Source organism: Citromicrobium bathyomarinum, from assembly GCF_038594605.1.
Lineage (GTDB): Bacteria > Pseudomonadota > Alphaproteobacteria > Sphingomonadales > Sphingomonadaceae > Alteriqipengyuania > Alteriqipengyuania bathyomarina_B.
This window is the reverse complement of sequence record NZ_JBCFZM010000001.1, coordinates 284,495-300,357: the sequence shown is the minus strand read 5'-3', so window position 1 is coordinate 300,357 and position 15,863 is coordinate 284,495. Positions and strand designations below refer to the sequence as shown.

Here is a 15,863-nt window from a genome sequence, read left to right as displayed (position 1 = left end):
CCGGATCGGTTCGAGTACCAGCAGACCGTACCTTGCGCGCACCACCGCCGCGGGTAAACCTTCGCGCGATGGAAGCCTCAGTAACTCAGGGTGCCGCCTCGGCAATTGCGCGGCTGACCGAACGGGAGCGCGAGTGCCTGCGGCTGTGGCTCGAGCACAAGACCGCGAAGGAAATCGCGCTTGACCTCGGCATTTCGCACCACGCGGTCGAGAAGCGGCTGAAGATGGCGCGGACCAAGCTCGATGTGGCGACCTCGCTCGAGGCGGCGCGTCTTCTGGCGGAGGCCGAGGGGTACGACCGCACCGTAGCCGGTCCGGCGGAGCTTCCGGACGGGATGGGAGGTCGAGATGATGCTGCCCGCGTCGCGCTTCCTTCGGGGACCAGGGAGTGGCGGCGAAGCAGCCTCTCGGTTCCCGGAGCGATCATCATGAGCCTTCTAATCGCAGCCTTGGCATTTGCTGCCACACAACAAATTTCCGGCAATGTTGGCGCACGCACGCCTGCCAACGGTGAAGAGATCACCGGTCAAGCAGAAGTCGGCGCAATCGATGCCGACAATGGGACGCAAGAGCACGATGCGGAAATCCGCGGAACTGGCGAGATGGGAGCGCCTCCGGCCACCCCCGATTATGCCACCGTATATGCCCGTGCCGGAGGGAACCCCAACGAGACTGTCAACCGCACCTTTTTGGTCTTGGATGGCGACAATTCCGGCGTGATCGATGCATCCGAAGTCCGAACCGCCCGTTTCGTCATGGTGCAGCGCAAAACATCGGGGCAGGGCGATCCCGATATGGAGGAGCTAGCCGAAGCCGATCGTGACACCGACGGTCGCATCACGCTGGCCGAGTATCGCGCGTGGCTGACCCCGATGATCGACGACGGGGCCCGTGTCGCGAGCTGAGCCTGTCGATTGACCCCGACGGTGTGCGGGGGCATGGGCTCGGATCCATGCCCCGTACGGCCCCCATCCTCATCTTCGATTCCGGTGTCGGCGGGCTCACGATCCTCGCCGAAGTGCGCGAGGCTCTGCCCGAGGCACCGGTGATCTACGCCGCCGATTTCGCAGGCCTGCCCTATGGCACCAAGAGCGAAGCCGAGGTTGCCGCGCGGGTGTGCGGGCTGCTGGGGCGAATGGCAGAGCGGTATCAGCCGCGCCTCATCTGCATCGCCTGCAACACTGCCAGCACCATTGCGCTGGGCATGGTTCGCGATGTGCTCGCGATCCCGATCGTCGGCACGGTGCCCGCGATCAAGCCTGCGGCACTGGCCACCAGGACCGGCACGATCGGCCTGCTCGGCACCGGGGCAACCGTGCGCCAGCCCTATGTCGACCGGCTGGAGGCGGAGTTCGCGCAGGGCAAGAGCCTGATTCGCCACGCCGCCGATGCGCTGGTGCCGTTGGCCGAAGCGAAGATGCGTGGCGAAATGCTGGCCCATGGCGCGGTGGCAAAGGCGGTGGCGGGCTTGCGCGACCATCCGCAGGCTCAAGCCCTCGATACGCTGGTGCTGGCCTGCACGCACTTCCCGCTGCTGGCCGAAGAGCTGCGCGAGGTCTTCGGGCAGGACATTCAACTGGTCGACGGCGCGCAAGGGATCGCACGGCGGATTGCCTCGCTGACGCAAGGGCAGGATTTTGCGCGCAAGCAAGAGGATTTCGCGGTTGTGACCGGCAGCACCAATGGCCTCACCAGCCTCGTGCCAATGCTCGAACGCCACGGGCTGATGCACGCCACGCAATTCTGATTGCATTCTATCCGTCACCTTTGCGAATCACTCGCAAAGATCGCGCTGGAAACTGCGGTTTTTGACCTTTAAACGGTGCCCACCGTGACGAACTACAGCCATATATTCGACAAGGCGATCGATCGCCTGCACGAAGAGGGCCGGTATCGGGTCTTCATCGATATCCTGCGCAACAAGGGTGCCTACCCCAACGCGCGCTGCTTCCACGGCCATAACGGCCCGAAGCCGATCACCGTGTGGTGCTCCAACGATTATCTCGCGATGGGCCAGCACCCCAAGGTGACCGAGGCGATGGAAGAGGCGCTGCACGATGTCGGCGCTGGCTCCGGGGGCACGCGCAATATCGGCGGCAACACGCATTACCATGTCGAGCTGGAGGCCGAACTGGCCGACCTGCACGGCAAGGAATCGGCGCTGATCTTCACCAGTGGCTACGTCTCCAACGACGCGACGCTCTCCACCATTGCCAAGCTGCTGCCCGGCTGCGTGATCTTCTCCGACGCGCTCAACCACGCAAGCATGATTGCGGGCATCCGCAATTCGGGCTGCGCCAAGCGCGTATTCCGGCATAACGACATTGAGCATCTCGAAGAGCTGCTCGCCGCAGAAGACCCCGACACGCCCAAGCTGATCGCCTTCGAAAGCGTCTATTCGATGGATGGCGACGTCGCTCCGCTGCACGCGATCTGCGACCTGGCGGAGAAGTACAACGCGCTGACCTATTGCGACGAAGTCCACGCGGTCGGCATGTACGGTGCGCGCGGCGGCGGCATTTCCGAGCGCGACGAGGCCGCGCACCGGATCGACATTCTCGAAGGCACGCTGGGCAAGGCGTTCGGCGTGATGGGCGGCTATATCGCGGCGGACAAGCGGATCGTCGACTGCATCCGCAGCTATGCGCCCGGCTTCATCTTCACCACCTCGCTATCGCCGGTACTGGTCGCGGGCGTGCTCGCCTCGGTCAAGCACCTGAAGGCCAGCAGCGAAGAACGCGACGCTCAGCAGGCCGCCGCCAAGCTGCTCAAGCAGATCATGCGCGATGCAGGCCTGCCGGTGATGGACTCCACCACGCACATCGTGCCGCTGATGGTCGGCGACCCGGTGAAGGCGAAGCGGATCAGCGACATCCTGCTCGCCGAATACGGCGTCTACGTGCAGCCGATCAACTTCCCGACCGTGCCACGCGGCACCGAACGCCTGCGATTCACCCCCGGCCCCGCGCACACCGAGGAAATGATGCGCGAGCTGGTCGATGCGCTGGCCGAGATCTGGGACCGGCTTGAGCTGGAGCTGCGGCAGGCGGCGTAGGCGCGCCGGGAGAGGGGGTAGCGTGTCGATCAAATGGGATGCTCCTGATTTCCCTGCTGGTGACGGTTTCGGCATGCCAAACGACCGGCAATTCGGCGAAGATCGAAGCGCGTTGTCCGAACCTCGCCGTGATCAGCGGGAAGCTGTCGTTTGTCGAAAGCTTCACGCTCGATGCGGAAGCCGGCAAAGCGTATGGGATGGAAAACTGGCGTAGCCGCCAAGTTTACAAGATGTCGGTCGACAAAGTTCATTTCGGTAATGTCAGCGAGAGAGATATCCGGGGCTCTCTGGTTGCCCATTCTCGATTTCGGGATGACAGACCTTTTCGGCTCCTGGTCGAGCGGCAGGGCCCAGCCCAATTCAACGCGCTCTGGGGATTCGATGCGCGATCTGACGAGGATTTGAGCAAAGCTTGCGACCTCATATCCAAGCGAAAATCCCCCACCCGCGCGGCGGGTGGTCCGGCAAGGTGACGCGCCACCGGTCGCCAGAACACAAAACGTCGTTATGTTCCTGATCCGCGTACGAAATCCGTATTCACCGAGATCGAACCGCGCTATTTAGTTCAAACGGCCAACGGGGCCGGGGGTATTTTCAGGAAAACAGAATATGCGTCGCTTGCGTTCTAGTGCGTTCGTGATCGGCTGCGTCATGCTGGCTTCGTGCGGCAGCGACAGTGGCTCCTCAACTCCACCGATTGGCGGTGGGGGTGGCGGCGGCGGCGGTGGCGGCACTCCGCCTGCGGGCCCGACCTACCAGACATTCGCCCAGCTTTCCGGCACTCAGACTTTCATAACGACTTGCGGCGGCAGCTATATCGAGGCGGGACGCAGCCCCTTGCCCGTCGGCGGCGCTCCGTTGGGAGCCGGGATCACGATCGTCTCCGATCGTAGCCAGCCCTCCTACAATGTAGCGAGCGACGGCACCGGCCTGTTCGCCCCCTTCGAGACCTCCTTCACCCAGGCAGACCGCGATGCGTCGGTGAGTGGGGAAGCCTATCGCAAGAACACGCCGAACGGCTTTACCGAGCGCTTCTCGATTTTCCCGATCACGCAGAATTCCGCCGAGTTGCCCTATGTGCGGGTATCCCAGGTCGTGGCCGAGAATTTCTCCGGTTACACCAACCAGACCTGCGCGCTCGGCGTACCCACGCTGGCGACCGATCGTCCCTCCACGAGCGTGACCTATAGCGGGCTCGCCACCTTCGGGACGGCGCAGGTGGTGCGGAATGCTGGCGCCGGGCCGGTCGAGAGCTACCGCATCTCCGCCTCGACCGTCTCCCTCACCGGCAATCCGACCAATGGCCAGATCGGTTTCTCGCTCACTCTCAAGGGGCAGCTGCTGACGAACGGTCAGGCATCAAGCACGATAACCGATCTCGGCACCTTCACCGGCACGACCACCTTCGCGAATGTGCAGGGCTATCCGCTGGGATATTCGGATTTGATCGTGAATGCGAACAACACCACTTCCGGCACTTTCGGGGGCGGCTTCTTCGGCCCGCAGGGCGGCACGGCGGCGGTATCGGTGGGCATCCAGACGCGCCGTGCGGACGATAGCGACCTTCTGCTGGGCGCGCTTTTCATCATGCGTCCGCAGTAAACGCCGGGAACAGGGCGGGCACTGAACCGCTTGGCCACCATGGCAGAGATAACAAAAACGAAACCCGGCACGCTCACCGATTTCGGAAACGGCTTCCACCATATCCGTGGGACCTTCCGGCTCGGTGGGGTGCTGGACCTCGGCACGCATTGCGCGCTGGTCGAATTGCCCGACGGGCGCTTCGTCTTCCTCGACAGCTATACGCTGGACGACGAGCTCAAGGCCAAGGTCGACGCTCTGACGGACAATGGGCGCAAGGTCGCGGCGATCGTCAACCTGCACCCCTTCCACACGCTGCATTGCGAGTGGATGGCGAACGCCTACCCGCAGGCGAAACTCTACGGCACCAAGCGCCACCACGAGAAATTCCCCGACCTCAAGTGGGAAAGCGAAAAGTGCGAGGCCGGTGCGCTCGACACGCTGTTCGGCGATGCGCTGCAATTCTCCGTCCCCAAGGGCGTACAGATGGTGTGCGAGGACGAGAACGTGCATTTCACGTCGGTGCTGGCCTACCACGCACCCAGCGGCACGATCTTCGTCGACGATACGCTCACCGCGCTCAAAGCACCCTTCCCGCTCTCGCTGTTGCCGATGACCGGTCGGCTGTCGTTTCATCCGACGCTTGCCAAGGCGCTCGAACCCGATCCGCACGCCGCCGACGCCTTTCGCGAATGGGCGATCGGCATGGCGCAGGACTGGGCGGCCGCGCGCCGCGTGGCAACCGCGCATAATGCCACCGCCGACCTGGCGCCCGGCGAGTTTCCCGAAACGATCGGTGCGGCGTTGGGCAGAGTGGCGAAAGTCCTGCAAAAGCACCGGCATGTGCCGCAACATGTTTGAGGCATCGCGCCAGCCCGCGATTGCGAAGTTGGTCGAATGCTGGGGCATCCTGAACCGACACCGATAGTATTGCCCTCGCGCAGCGCTATCTAGGCGCGATGGACTTCCAGCGTTCCAGCCTGTTCCGCGAGAATGCGCCCCTGTTCGGCGTTGGCGCGATCCTGTTCGTGGTGTTCGCCGCGATGGCGATCGTCGGCGCTGGGCGCGCAGAGCCGGCGGCCCGGAGCGCCCTGGACGAGAGTGCCGCCCCGCCCCCGGTCGAGGCACTGCCAGCCAGCGGGGAGGAAGCGGACCTGCGCGAATCCGAACTCGCGCCAGAGGACGCTGCTGCGCGCAATGCAGCGGTCGAGATCGTCGAGGGCGGGCCCGGCACCGCGCCATCCTTCATGTTCGCTGGCAGCGGGCCCGACCGGGTCCGCGCGCGTGACTGCCTCGCGCTCGCCGCGATGGCCGAGGCGGGTTACGGCGATGCGGACCAGCGCGCGGTGATGCAGGTCATCCTCAACCGCACGCGCCACCCCGGTTTCGCAAATACCGTGTGCGGCGTCGTCTATCAGGGCTCGCATCGACGGACGGGCTGCCAGTTCACCTTCACCTGCGACGGATCGCTATCGCGGCGCTACCCCGACAGCGAATGGCGCGCCGCCCGCCAGCGGGCCGACGAAGCGCTGGGCGGCCGGGTCGAAGCCGCAGTCGGCCTCGCCACCCATTACCATGCGGACTACGTCTATCCGTGGTGGAGCCCGCAGCTGGACAAGATCGCAGCCGTCGGCCCGCACATGTTCTATCGCTGGCGCGGCTTCTGGGGCACGCCGCAGGCGCTCAACGCGCGCTATCGCGGCGGCGAGCCCGACCCGATGGGGCTGCGCGAAACCGCAATGGAGATCGAACGGCCTGAGACCATCCTGAAGACCTTCGCCGAAGACGGCGCGGCGCAGCGTACGATCACCAGCGGCGGCAAGGATGGCCCGCGCTTGATAGAAGGCTCCAAGCCACCCTCCCCCGCCGCAAGCGCGCCCGCAACCTCGCCCGATCCGCGCGTGCATTTCGTGCTCGTCGCTCGCGGCGAGGCACCCGCTGCACTGGTCGAACGCGCGCGCGCACTGTGCCCGGGCGGCGGGTTCTGCCAGGTCTATGGCTGGAGCGATCCTTCCGCGATCCCCTCGCAGCTTCCCCTCTCGGACGAGGCGCGGCGCACGCTCGGCTTCAGCTTCCTGCCCGCGCGTTCGGGCAATGGCGAAGCAATCTATTTCGACTGCCGCACCTTTCCCGATCCCGCGCCCGGCGCCTGTCTCCCCCGCGCCCGCCCCTGAGGCGCAGCATCGCAGTGCCGTAGCGGATTTGCTGCGCACTCTGGGCCGGGCTAATCGACGGGCAAAATGCCATGGGAGAGAAAAGCGGTGAGCGGCAAACAGACGTATGACGAGGTCGTCACCGGCCGACGCAGCATCCGCGGGTTTCTGGACAGGTCGGTGCCGCGCGAATTGATCGAGGAGGTGATTGCGCTGGCCACCCGCGCGCCGTCCTCGTTCAACAACCAATGCTGGAACTTCACCGTCGTCACCGGCGACCCGCTCGATGCGATCCGGCAGGGCAACACCGAAGGTATCCTTGCGGGCAATCCCGACAGCCGCGAATTCCGTCGCCCCGAAGGCGACATGCCCGAGCATCACCGGCGCCGCCAGATCGACGTTGCCAAGCAATTGTTCGGCGCGATGGGGATCGAGCGTGACGACAAGGAACGCAGGCAGGACTGGACGTTGCGTGGCTTTCGCCAGTTTGATGCGCCGGTATCGATCGTCGTTACCTACGACCGCGCGATCCTCGGCAGCGATATCGCGCCCTTCGATTGCGGCGCGGTCACCAATGCGCTGGTCAATGCGGCATGGTCGCGCGGGCTTGGCTGCGTGATCAATTCGCAAGGGATCATGCAAAGCCCGGTCGTGCGCGAACACGCGGATATTCCGCAGGATCAGGTCATCATGATCTGCGTCGCGATGGGCTGGCCCGATCCCGATTTCGCCGCGAACGCCGTGGTGACCGAGCGCAAGAGCCTCGAGGAAACCGTGCGCTTCGTCGGCTTTGCCGATTGACGCGCTCGCCCGCCGCCACCTCACCCCGCCGCGCCATGCCCGGCGCTGGGCAAGGGGTGCTCGTAGGGAATTGCAATTTCGCGCAGGCCTCGCGATACAAGAGCCATGGAAGAGGTTAAGCCCGCTGTAAAATGGGAAGCTTTCGGCGACCAGTCCTTCTGTGTTTCGGAGGACAGGCCCGCCCCGTGGGTGCTTCAGATGGCGGAGGCGAGCCCGATTGCTTCGGTCGTGTCGGACCCGCGCCAGCACGACAATCCGATCGTCGTGGTGAACCAGCCCTTCATCGATCTGACCGGCTATCCGCCCGATGAGATTCTCGGCCGCAACTGCCGCTTCCTCGCAGGCGACGGGACCGAGCCCTGGCTGACCGAGAAAATCCGCGAGGGCGTGCGCAATTGCAGCCCCGTGATCGTCGAGATTCTGAACTACAAGAAGAACGGCGATCCGTTCCGCAACGCCGTGCTCGTCGCGCCGATCTTCGACGACGAGAACCAACTGCTGCATTTCCTCGGCAGCCAGGTCGAGATCGCCGATGGCGACCCGGCGCTGGCCGCCAGCCGGAGGGAACGCGCGGCCGCCATGGTGAAAACGCTCTCTCCGCGACAGTTCGAGGTCACGCGGATGGTCGCCGCGGGCCTGCTCAACAAGCAGATTGCCGCCGCGCTCGGCCTGTCGGAAAAGACCATCAAGATGCACCGCAAGCTGGTGATGGAAAAGCTGGAGCTGCGCACCTCGGCAGACCTGATCCGCGTGGCGGTGGAAGCGGGCATATAGCCGCTAGAGCCGCTTTTGCGCGATGTGCGGGGAGAGATTGCCCCCTCCCCGCCATCCGGCCTAAGCCGTTGCCTCTGCAACCTTGGCGGCGCAGCGATCCACCCAGTCGCGGATCGCCGGGTCGGTGGGCAGCATCTCCGCGAACCACTGGAAGGGCGAAGCGCACAGCATGTCCGCTGCGCTGAACCGTTCTCCGAGAAGCCAGGGCCCCTTGCTCAGCGCCGCGTCGAGTTGCCCCAGCATCCTTTCCAGGTCGCCCAGACCGGCGGTGATGGCGGGATGCGTCAGGTCTGCGAACTTGAGGATCAACAGCGGCTCCATCACGCCCTGGTAATACGACAGCCACGAAAGATACGCGCCTCGCCCGGCCTCGCCCACAACCGGGCCAAGCTTGGCCTGCGGGTACTTGTCCGTCAGATAGAGCATGATCGCACCCCGCTCGCGCACGGTATCGGCCCCATCGACGAGGTAGGGCACCTTCTTCTCCGGATGCGGGTTGTCCGCGTCGGCCGCACCCGAACCGTCCTGCCGGGTGATCGTTACTTCCCGAATGTCGACGTCGGCACCGAGCATATGCACGAGATGGACGACCGTGTCCGAGCGTGTTTGAGGCGAGTGATAGAGCGTTGCCATGTGATTTTCCTTTCCGTTTTCGATGGGCCACGGATATGCACTCTCTACTGACAGAATGAGGCAGTAGGGCGATGGCGCGGCAGGACAGACTCATGCGGTTGCTGGCGGCGCTCAGGCGGCTGCCCTCGCCCGTCACGGCCGAGCGTCTGGCAGCGGAAACGGAAATCTCGCGCCGCCAGCTCTATCGCGACGTCGCCACGCTGCGCGCTGGCGGCGTGCTGATCGATGGCGCGGCAGGGTTCGGCTACACGCTGACCGAAGATCCCGCGCTGCCGCCGCAAAGCTTCTCCCGCCTCGAAACCGAGGCGCTGATGCTGGCGGTGGGCAGTCTGGAGGAGCTGGGCGACGAACGGCTTGCACAGGCCGGTCGCGACGCCATGGCGCGGATCATCGCCACCCTGCCAGACCGTCAGGCGCGCCAATCGATGCATGCGATCATGCGATCGTGGCGCATGCCGGGGGATCGGCCGGAGATCGCGGTCGATGTCGATCTGCTGCGCCAGTCCTGCTGGGACGAGACGAGCGTCACGATAACCTATCGCGACCGGCGCGAGCGCGTGTCGGAACGCGAGATCCTCCCGCTCGGCCTATCCTACAGCCCGACTACGCTGATGCTGGTCGGCTGGTGCCTGCTGCGCGAGGATTACCGCACATTCGAAGTCGCGCGGATGGAACGGCTGGAGGCAGGCAGCACGAGCTTCCGCCCGCGCCGGGTCGAGCTGCTGCGCCGCTACCAGGCGATGCGCATGGCCGAATGGGAAGCGCAGAAGGCGGCGGAGCGGCAGGCCCTGGAAGACCCGCCGCCCCAACCGGGAAATTAACGCAGGTTGACCACGTTGTCGGTCTGTGGACGCTCGCGACGGCCGTCGTAGAGGCTCAGCATCGGATCGTCGTCGACTTCCACGGCACGGGTCGCACCGAAGCCGTTGAAATCGGTCTTCATCGCCGCGCCATAGGCACCCAGCATGCCGACCTCGATATAGTCGCCCGCCTTGATGTCGGCGGGAAGCGCGAAGGGCCCTTCCATGTAGTCCGCATCGTCACAGGTCGGGCCGTAGAGCGCGAAGTCTTCTGCCGCCGCATGCTCTTCATGATCGAGCGCGCGGATCGGGAATTTCCACCCCAGATGCGCCGCATCGTAGAGCGCGCCATAGGCGCCGTCGTTGATGAACAGCTCGTTCCCGCGGCGTTTGTCGACACGCGCGAGGAGCGAGGAATACTCCGCACACAGCGCGCGGCCAGGTTCGCACCACAGTTCCGACGAATAGGAGACCGGAAGCGATTCGGACGCACGGAAGATCACTTCGAAGTAGTCTTCCAGCGGCGGCGGCTCCATGCCCGGATAAATGCTCGGAAAGCCTCCGCCAACGTCGACGATGTCGATCACCACGCTGGATGCGACAATCGCGGCGCGCGCACGCTCGATCGCCTGGATATAGGCGAACGGCGTCATCGCCTGGCTGCCGACATGGAAGCAGACGCCCAGCCAGTCGCAATGCTGGCGGGTCTGCTGCAACAGCACCGGCCCCTCGGTCAGGTCGGCCCCGAATTTGCTGGCCAGCGACAGCTCGGAAAACTCGCTGGAGACGCGCAGGCGCACGAGCAGCTTGAGGTCTTTCGCGGGGCTACCGTCGGGCGCGCGGCACGCGTCGACGATCTTCGCCAGCTCTTCCTCGCTATCGAGGCTGAACGTGCGGCATCCATGCTGGTGATAGGCTTCGGCGATCGCGCTCTTGGGCTTTACCGGATGCATGAAGCACAGCTCCGCATCGGGCAGGATCGACCGCACCAGCCGCACCTCGACGATCGACGCGACGTCGTAATGCGTGATGCCGTTATCCCACAGGATGCGAATCAGGTCGGGCGAAGGGTTCGCCTTGACCGCATAGAGCGAACGCCCGCGGAACCCGTTCGCGAAGAAACGCGCGGCGCGGGCCGCGGCGTGCGGACGGTTGAGAATGACCGGTTCGTCGGGCGCGAGGGCTTCGACTACGGATCGAGCGTCAGGATAAGTGGCCAATTCAAGGGACCCCCAAAACGGTTAGGTTTCAGTACCGGACGGTGCCGGGGCTGCCTTGCGGTTTAAGAGTCCCCTTGGGGCAGCGGAGGCGGGCAAATAAGCCATCCGCCTACCGATGCAAGAGAAATCGTCAGCGCAGCGTTCCTTGATTCAACGCTGGGAAAGCAGGGGGTTCCGAAAACCCGCCAGAGTGCGACGGGCTGCCGCGTTCAATCGCCGACGAGTGCCTCGATCGCGAGGGGGGTGATGGCCAGCAAGACGCGCACGTTCTCGCGCAGGTTGGCCATCGTTATCCCATGATCGAGCACCACGTAACGGGTCGTGCCGATCGTGCCGTTCGAATCGTCCTGCCATGTGAGAATGGCTGCCTGTTCGCGGTTGGCACGGGCCAGATCCGCATCGGTGACCGAAGCTATCGGATCGTACCGAACCTGCATCATCACGCCCTGGCAGCCCGCTATGCCGCCCCGGTCGCAGGCCGTGCCGGTGAGGATGTACTTGGTGCCGTCATCGGCGCTTGCGCCGAGCGTAACCTCGTCGCCGCTCCCCACTTCGATCAGCGTGTGATCGAGCGAGGCCACGATCGCCTTAAGGTCGTCGATATCGACCGCGCCGACGACGCGCTTCGGCGCGTAATCCTGGGCCGACCCAGGCGCGGCGAGCAGAGCGAGGCCAAGCGAGAATCCGAGTGTCAGCTTGCGAATCATGTGTGTCCGTCCCCTTCCGATGCCGGAAGAAGCTTCCACAATCCGCGGGCTTTGGCCAGCACCGCGCTTTGCCTGGTTCAGCTAAGCCGGTTGCGAAATTCCTCGTAGCCGAAGCGCTTGACGCAATCGAGCGCGTCGGTTTCGCTGTCCCACAGCCAGATCGAGGGCAGCGGGACCCCGTTGAAAGTGTTGGTTTTCACCATCGAATAATGCGCTTGGTCGAGGAAGGCGATCCGCTGCCCCGGCTCGTTGGGCACCGGCAGCGAATATTCGCCGATCACATCGCCCGCGAGGCATGATGATCCGCCCAGCCGCACCGGCGGCTCGCCCGCTTTCTCGTCCAGCATCGCGGGCCGGTACGGCGCTTCGATCACGTCGGGCATGTGGCAGGTGGCGGAAATGTCGGTGATGGCGAATGGCCCGTCGTTCTCTCCGGTATCGAGGATCGTGCCCACCAGGATACCCGCATCGAGCGCCACCGCCTCGCCCGGTTCGAGGTAGATTTCCGCCCCCGTGTCATCCTTCGCGTCGCGCAGGAACTCGATCAGCTCGTCGCGCTCGTAATCGGCGCGGGTGATGTGGTGGCCGCCACCCATATTGATCCATTTGAGCTGGCCGAACCACGGCTCGATCGCGTCGAACACCCGGTCCCACGTGCGGTTGAGCGGTTCGAAGCCCTGTTCGCACAGATTGTGGAAGTGGATGCCTTCCACCCCTTCCATATGCTCCTCGGTCAGCTGGCTGAGCGGAAAGCCCAAGCGGCTGCCGGGGCTGGACGGATCGTAACGCGGCACCTCACCGGTCGGCACTTGCGGGTTGATCCTGAGGCCCACATCGAACGCACCGCCACTGGCGCGCGCATGCTCGAGGATCAGCGCGGCGCGGCTCATCTGGCCGGGCGAGTTGAAGATGACATGGTCGGATAGCCGCGCAACCTCCTCCAGCTCGTCGGGTTTGTAGGCCGCGCAATAGGTGCTGATCTCGCCATCGTAGAACTCGGATGCCAGCCGCGCTTCCCACAGGCCCGATGTGCATACCCCGTCGAGATATTCGCCCAGGATCGGCGCGGTGCTCCACATGCTGAACGCTTTCAGCGCGCTGAGCATCTTGATGTCCGCCTCGTCGCGGATTTCCGCCAGGATCTGGCAGTTGGCGCGCAGCTTGGCCGCATCCACCACGAAGGCAGGGGTCTCGACGCGAGAGAGATCGAAATGGGCGAAGGCGCCCGGGTCGCCGGCTTTTGTTTCCATGGGCGCCAGATAGGGAAGCGGCGCGCCCCTGTCATCGGGTGCTGTCATCGGCTGCCGTCATCGGCTGCCGTGATATGTCGGTCGACGACTTGTGGCCGTCTCAGCAATCGGTGCTATGCAACCGTTTCAGGGATCGGATTCGCGCACAGTCGGAGGGGAACGCAGAATGCTCCGCATATCGGCGGTATTGTTGTTGCTGGCGGCCCTGATCGCTCCTGCATCGGCAGGCGAGCTGGACGATTTCGTCGCGGGGCAGATGCGCGATAGCGCGCTGCCCGGTGTCGCCTGGGCGATGGTCGACGGCGACGAAGTGACAACCGGCGCGCATGGCGTAGTCGCAAGGGGCGGCGACGAGCCGGTGACCGCCGAAACGCGCTTCCTGCTCGGTTCGATCTCCAAGAGCTTCACCGCGCTCGCGATCATGCAACTGGTCGAAGCGGGCAAGCTCGATCTGGACCAGCCGGTGTCGCACTACCTTGGCGATTTCCAGGGCAAGCCCGCCGGGGCGATCACGCTGAGGCAATTGCTCGGCCACACCAGCGGCTATTCGACCCTCCAGGGCAACAGCGCCCCGGCGGACACCGAAGCTCTGCCCGATGGGATCGCGCGCCGCGCCGCATGGTTTGCGCAGCAGGAACCAGACTATTCGCCCGGCAGCCGGTGGGAATATTCCAACGCCAACTACCTGATCCTCGGCCGCGTGATCGAGTCGGTCAGCGCAATGCGCTATTCCGACTATGTTGCGGCGAACATCTTCGACCCGCTTGGCATGGACGACAGCTATGTCTCGAGTGGAGAGCCGCAGGGCGCGATTGCGCAAGGGCATGTGCCGTGGTTCGGTTCGATGCGCGCGACGGAGGCGAAATGGAGCGGCCTTGGCTCGGCCCCGCAAGGCGGCATCGTTTCCACCGCGGGCGACCTCGCGCGTTATCTGCAGATGATGATGAACGGGCGCGGCGATATCCTGAGTGCGGCGGGCAAGGCACGGATGCTCGAGCCTGCCAGCGATGCGTCGCCCGGTTACGGCTTTGGCTGGATGCTCGATGGTGCGGAAGGCAGCGCCTATCATACCGGGCTGAGCCCCGGGTTCGAGACGATCGCGGCGATGATCCCCGCGAAGAAGCGCGGTGTGGTGGTGCTGACCAATGGCGGCAGCGGGATGGGTTTCGCCGAGACGACGCAGCTGCGTTACGGGCTGGTCGCGCGCGCGCTCGACCTGCCGCCGCCGGGAGACACGGGCCGAGCGATGCGGATCGCCAACTTCCTCTCGCTGGCAGCCGGGCCCATCGTGCTGCTGCTGGCGATGGCGTGGGCATGGGTGAAGCGCGGATCGCTGCGTGCGAAACGAGCCAGCGCGTTCGGGCGGTTCAGTCTGTGGTTTCCGCTGGCCGCGATGGCGGCGGTGGCATGGATGTGCGTGTCGATCATACCACAGCTGTTCGGCGTCTCGCTGGCGACGCTCGCGCTGTTCCAGCCGGACATGGCGCTGATGCTGAAGGCGATCGCGATCCTGGGGCTGGTGTGGGCGGCGGTGCGGCTGGGTATCGCCTATGGGGGCCGCCCGGCGAGCAGGTGATCGCCCACGGTCGGCGGCGCTATTCCAGTTCCTTCAATGCCCGTGCGATCCCCGGATCCGAGCCGTCGGCCCCGGTGCTGGCTGGCTCGATGGGAATCGCGGCGACGTAGTCCTCTCGCGGCGTGCCATCGACATGGAACAGCGCCTCCCCGCCCAGGTCGACGCGCGCGCCGCTCAGTTCGACCTGCTCGTTCCAGAGCCCGCCCAGCAGATCGCCCATGTTCGAGCCGATCGTCGTCGCGCGGGTCGCTGCATCCATCCCGATGACGATCCCTTCGCCCATGCTGCCGGTCCAGCGGCCGTGGAGCACGACGACCGGCCCGCCGAAGTAGGGCTCGCGCGGGAAGACATACTCGACGAACTGGCGCGGCACGGTAAATTCTCGCTCGAACGCGGGAATGCGGTGCATCTGGTATGGGCTCACCCGGTTGGTGAAATGACCGATGATCGAGCGGCCAACCTCGGTGTTTCCGCCGCTGGGCGTCTCGCGCATGTCGAGGATGATCGCGCGAGCGCCCGCCCCGATGGCCTCCTTCATCGCTGCGTCGAAGGCGGTGATCGTGCCATTGTCGCCCAGCGAATTGAGCGGCGTCAGAACCGCGACATCGCCGCCGGTGCCGACGAAGGAAAGATCGACCAGATCGCGCTCGCGCAGCGAGTTGGCCCAGTCGCGCGTCGAGCCCAGCTCGACCGTGCGGGTCTGACCCTTTGCCGAGCGGATTTCCAGCGTGCGCTCGCCCCTGCGCCGCCCGTTGACCGCCAGCGTCAGCCCGTAGTCGAGCTGCGCCGCGGTAGGATCGGGCAGCACCTCGACGAAGGGAGCCCGCGCGGCAGAATTCGCTGGTTTGCCGCCGATGGAAAGCACCTCGTCGCCCGGCCGCAACCCCGCGTCGAACGCAGGCGATCCGCGCCGCACATCGACGATCATCGCCCCGCCATCATGGAACCGCGCGTCGAGATCGGCGGCGGTCATCACGATGGCGTAGTCGTCATCCTCAAACGGGCCGACGATCAGGTGCGGGTCCATGAAGGTGAGCGCGGTGCGGTGCATGATCCGCCGCAGCGCCGCCTTGTCGGGCGCCCTGGCCGCCAGCGCGCGCGATCGCTTCAGCTGCGCCTCGACGTCGATATCGTCGCGCTCGATATAGGCATACCTGCCGCGCAGCAGCTGTTCGAACTCGCCCCACGCCGCCGCCGCATCGAAAGCCGCCTCGGGCTGGGCCGAGCCAGCGGACACGTCCTGCGCCGTGGCAGGCACCGAAACGCCCAGCGAGGCAAAGACAAGACACCCGAGGGCGAAGCTGCGCATGGTT

At 65.1% G+C, this 15,863-nt stretch carries 16 protein-coding genes; 11 read left to right on the top strand and 5 right to left on the bottom strand.

Features of this window, described 5'->3' with window-relative positions; genetic code table 11:
- Positions 1–68: 68 nt before the first annotated feature.
- From AAG612_RS01365 to AAG612_RS01325, 9 genes are all read left to right on the top strand, one after another.
- Entirely contained in the window at positions 69–905 is an 837-nt protein-coding gene (locus AAG612_RS01365) for a LuxR C-terminal-related transcriptional regulator (RefSeq protein ID WP_342506499.1), read from the top strand.
- A gap of 47 nt (positions 906–952) precedes the next feature.
- Positions 953–1,747 carry a glutamate racemase gene (gene murI, locus AAG612_RS01360; protein WP_342506496.1) on the top strand — a complete coding sequence of 265 codons (795 nt, stop codon included), beginning with the start codon at positions 953–955 and terminating at the stop codon, positions 1,745–1,747.
- Positions 1,748–1,822: 75 nt separating this feature from the next.
- Complete coding sequence (hemA, locus tag AAG612_RS01355; protein ID WP_342506494.1) at positions 1,823–3,055, top strand: 5-aminolevulinate synthase; 1,233 nt, start codon at positions 1,823–1,825, stop codon at positions 3,053–3,055.
- Between the two features lie 38 nt (positions 3,056–3,093).
- Positions 3,094–3,528, top strand: coding sequence for a hypothetical protein (locus tag AAG612_RS01350; protein ID WP_342506492.1), 435 nt, complete (start codon positions 3,094–3,096; stop codon positions 3,526–3,528).
- A 136-nt stretch (positions 3,529–3,664) separates the two neighbouring features.
- Positions 3,665–4,657, top strand: a complete 993-nt coding sequence (locus tag AAG612_RS01345) for a hypothetical protein (protein ID WP_342506490.1) — start codon at positions 3,665–3,667, stop codon at positions 4,655–4,657.
- 39 nt (positions 4,658–4,696) lie between these two features.
- Positions 4,697–5,497, top strand: coding sequence for a hypothetical protein (locus AAG612_RS01340; RefSeq protein WP_342506489.1), 801 nt, complete (start codon positions 4,697–4,699; stop codon positions 5,495–5,497).
- Between the two features lie 98 nt (positions 5,498–5,595).
- Positions 5,596–6,810 (top strand): cell wall hydrolase, encoded by a 1,215-nt coding sequence (locus AAG612_RS01335; protein ID WP_342506486.1) that lies wholly within the window; start codon positions 5,596–5,598, stop codon positions 6,808–6,810.
- 87 nt (positions 6,811–6,897) lie between these two features.
- Positions 6,898–7,590 carry a nitroreductase gene (locus AAG612_RS01330; RefSeq protein WP_342506484.1) on the top strand — a complete coding sequence of 231 codons (693 nt, stop codon included), beginning with the start codon at positions 6,898–6,900 and terminating at the stop codon, positions 7,588–7,590.
- Positions 7,591–7,695: 105 nt separating this feature from the next.
- Entirely contained in the window at positions 7,696–8,364 is a 669-nt protein-coding gene (locus AAG612_RS01325; RefSeq protein WP_342506482.1) for a LuxR C-terminal-related transcriptional regulator, read from the top strand.
- 60 nt (positions 8,365–8,424) lie between these two features.
- Here the strand turns inward: AAG612_RS01325 and AAG612_RS01320 are convergent, their stop codons facing one another.
- Positions 8,425–8,997: a glutathione S-transferase family protein gene (locus AAG612_RS01320; protein WP_342506480.1), complete on the bottom strand. Its 573-nt coding sequence runs from the start codon at positions 8,995–8,997 to the stop codon at positions 8,425–8,427.
- Between the two features lie 92 nt (positions 8,998–9,089).
- Here AAG612_RS01320 and AAG612_RS01315 point away from each other — a divergent pair, with 92 nt between their 5' ends.
- Positions 9,090–9,818, top strand: coding sequence for a helix-turn-helix transcriptional regulator (locus AAG612_RS01315; protein ID WP_342506478.1), 729 nt, complete (start codon positions 9,090–9,092; stop codon positions 9,816–9,818).
- Here the strand turns inward: AAG612_RS01315 and AAG612_RS01310 are convergent.
- From AAG612_RS01310 to AAG612_RS01300, 3 genes are all read right to left on the bottom strand, one after another.
- Positions 9,815–11,017, bottom strand: a complete 1,203-nt coding sequence (locus tag AAG612_RS01310) for a type III PLP-dependent enzyme (protein WP_342506476.1) — start codon at positions 11,015–11,017, stop codon at positions 9,815–9,817. The two genes, AAG612_RS01315 and AAG612_RS01310, sit on opposite strands and share 4 nt — an antisense overlap.
- A 209-nt stretch (positions 11,018–11,226) precedes the next feature.
- Positions 11,227–11,724: a type III secretion system chaperone family protein gene (locus AAG612_RS01305; protein WP_342506474.1), complete on the bottom strand. Its 498-nt coding sequence runs from the start codon at positions 11,722–11,724 to the stop codon at positions 11,227–11,229.
- Between the two features lie 77 nt (positions 11,725–11,801).
- On the bottom strand, positions 11,802–12,974 hold the full coding sequence (locus tag AAG612_RS01300) for a carboxynorspermidine decarboxylase (RefSeq protein ID WP_342506472.1): 1,173 nt from the start codon (positions 12,972–12,974) through the stop codon (positions 11,802–11,804).
- 166 nt (positions 12,975–13,140) lie between these two features.
- On the opposite strand from AAG612_RS01300, the gene AAG612_RS01295 reads away from it, so the two are divergent.
- Positions 13,141–14,550, top strand: a complete 1,410-nt coding sequence (locus tag AAG612_RS01295; protein ID WP_342506469.1) for a serine hydrolase domain-containing protein — start codon at positions 13,141–13,143, stop codon at positions 14,548–14,550.
- Positions 14,551–14,569: 19 nt separating this feature from the next.
- Here AAG612_RS01295 and AAG612_RS01290 read toward each other — a convergent pair whose 3' ends face one another.
- Complete coding sequence (locus AAG612_RS01290) at positions 14,570–15,859, bottom strand: S41 family peptidase (RefSeq protein WP_342506467.1); 1,290 nt, start codon at positions 15,857–15,859, stop codon at positions 14,570–14,572.
- Between the last annotated feature and the right edge of the window lie 4 nt (positions 15,860–15,863).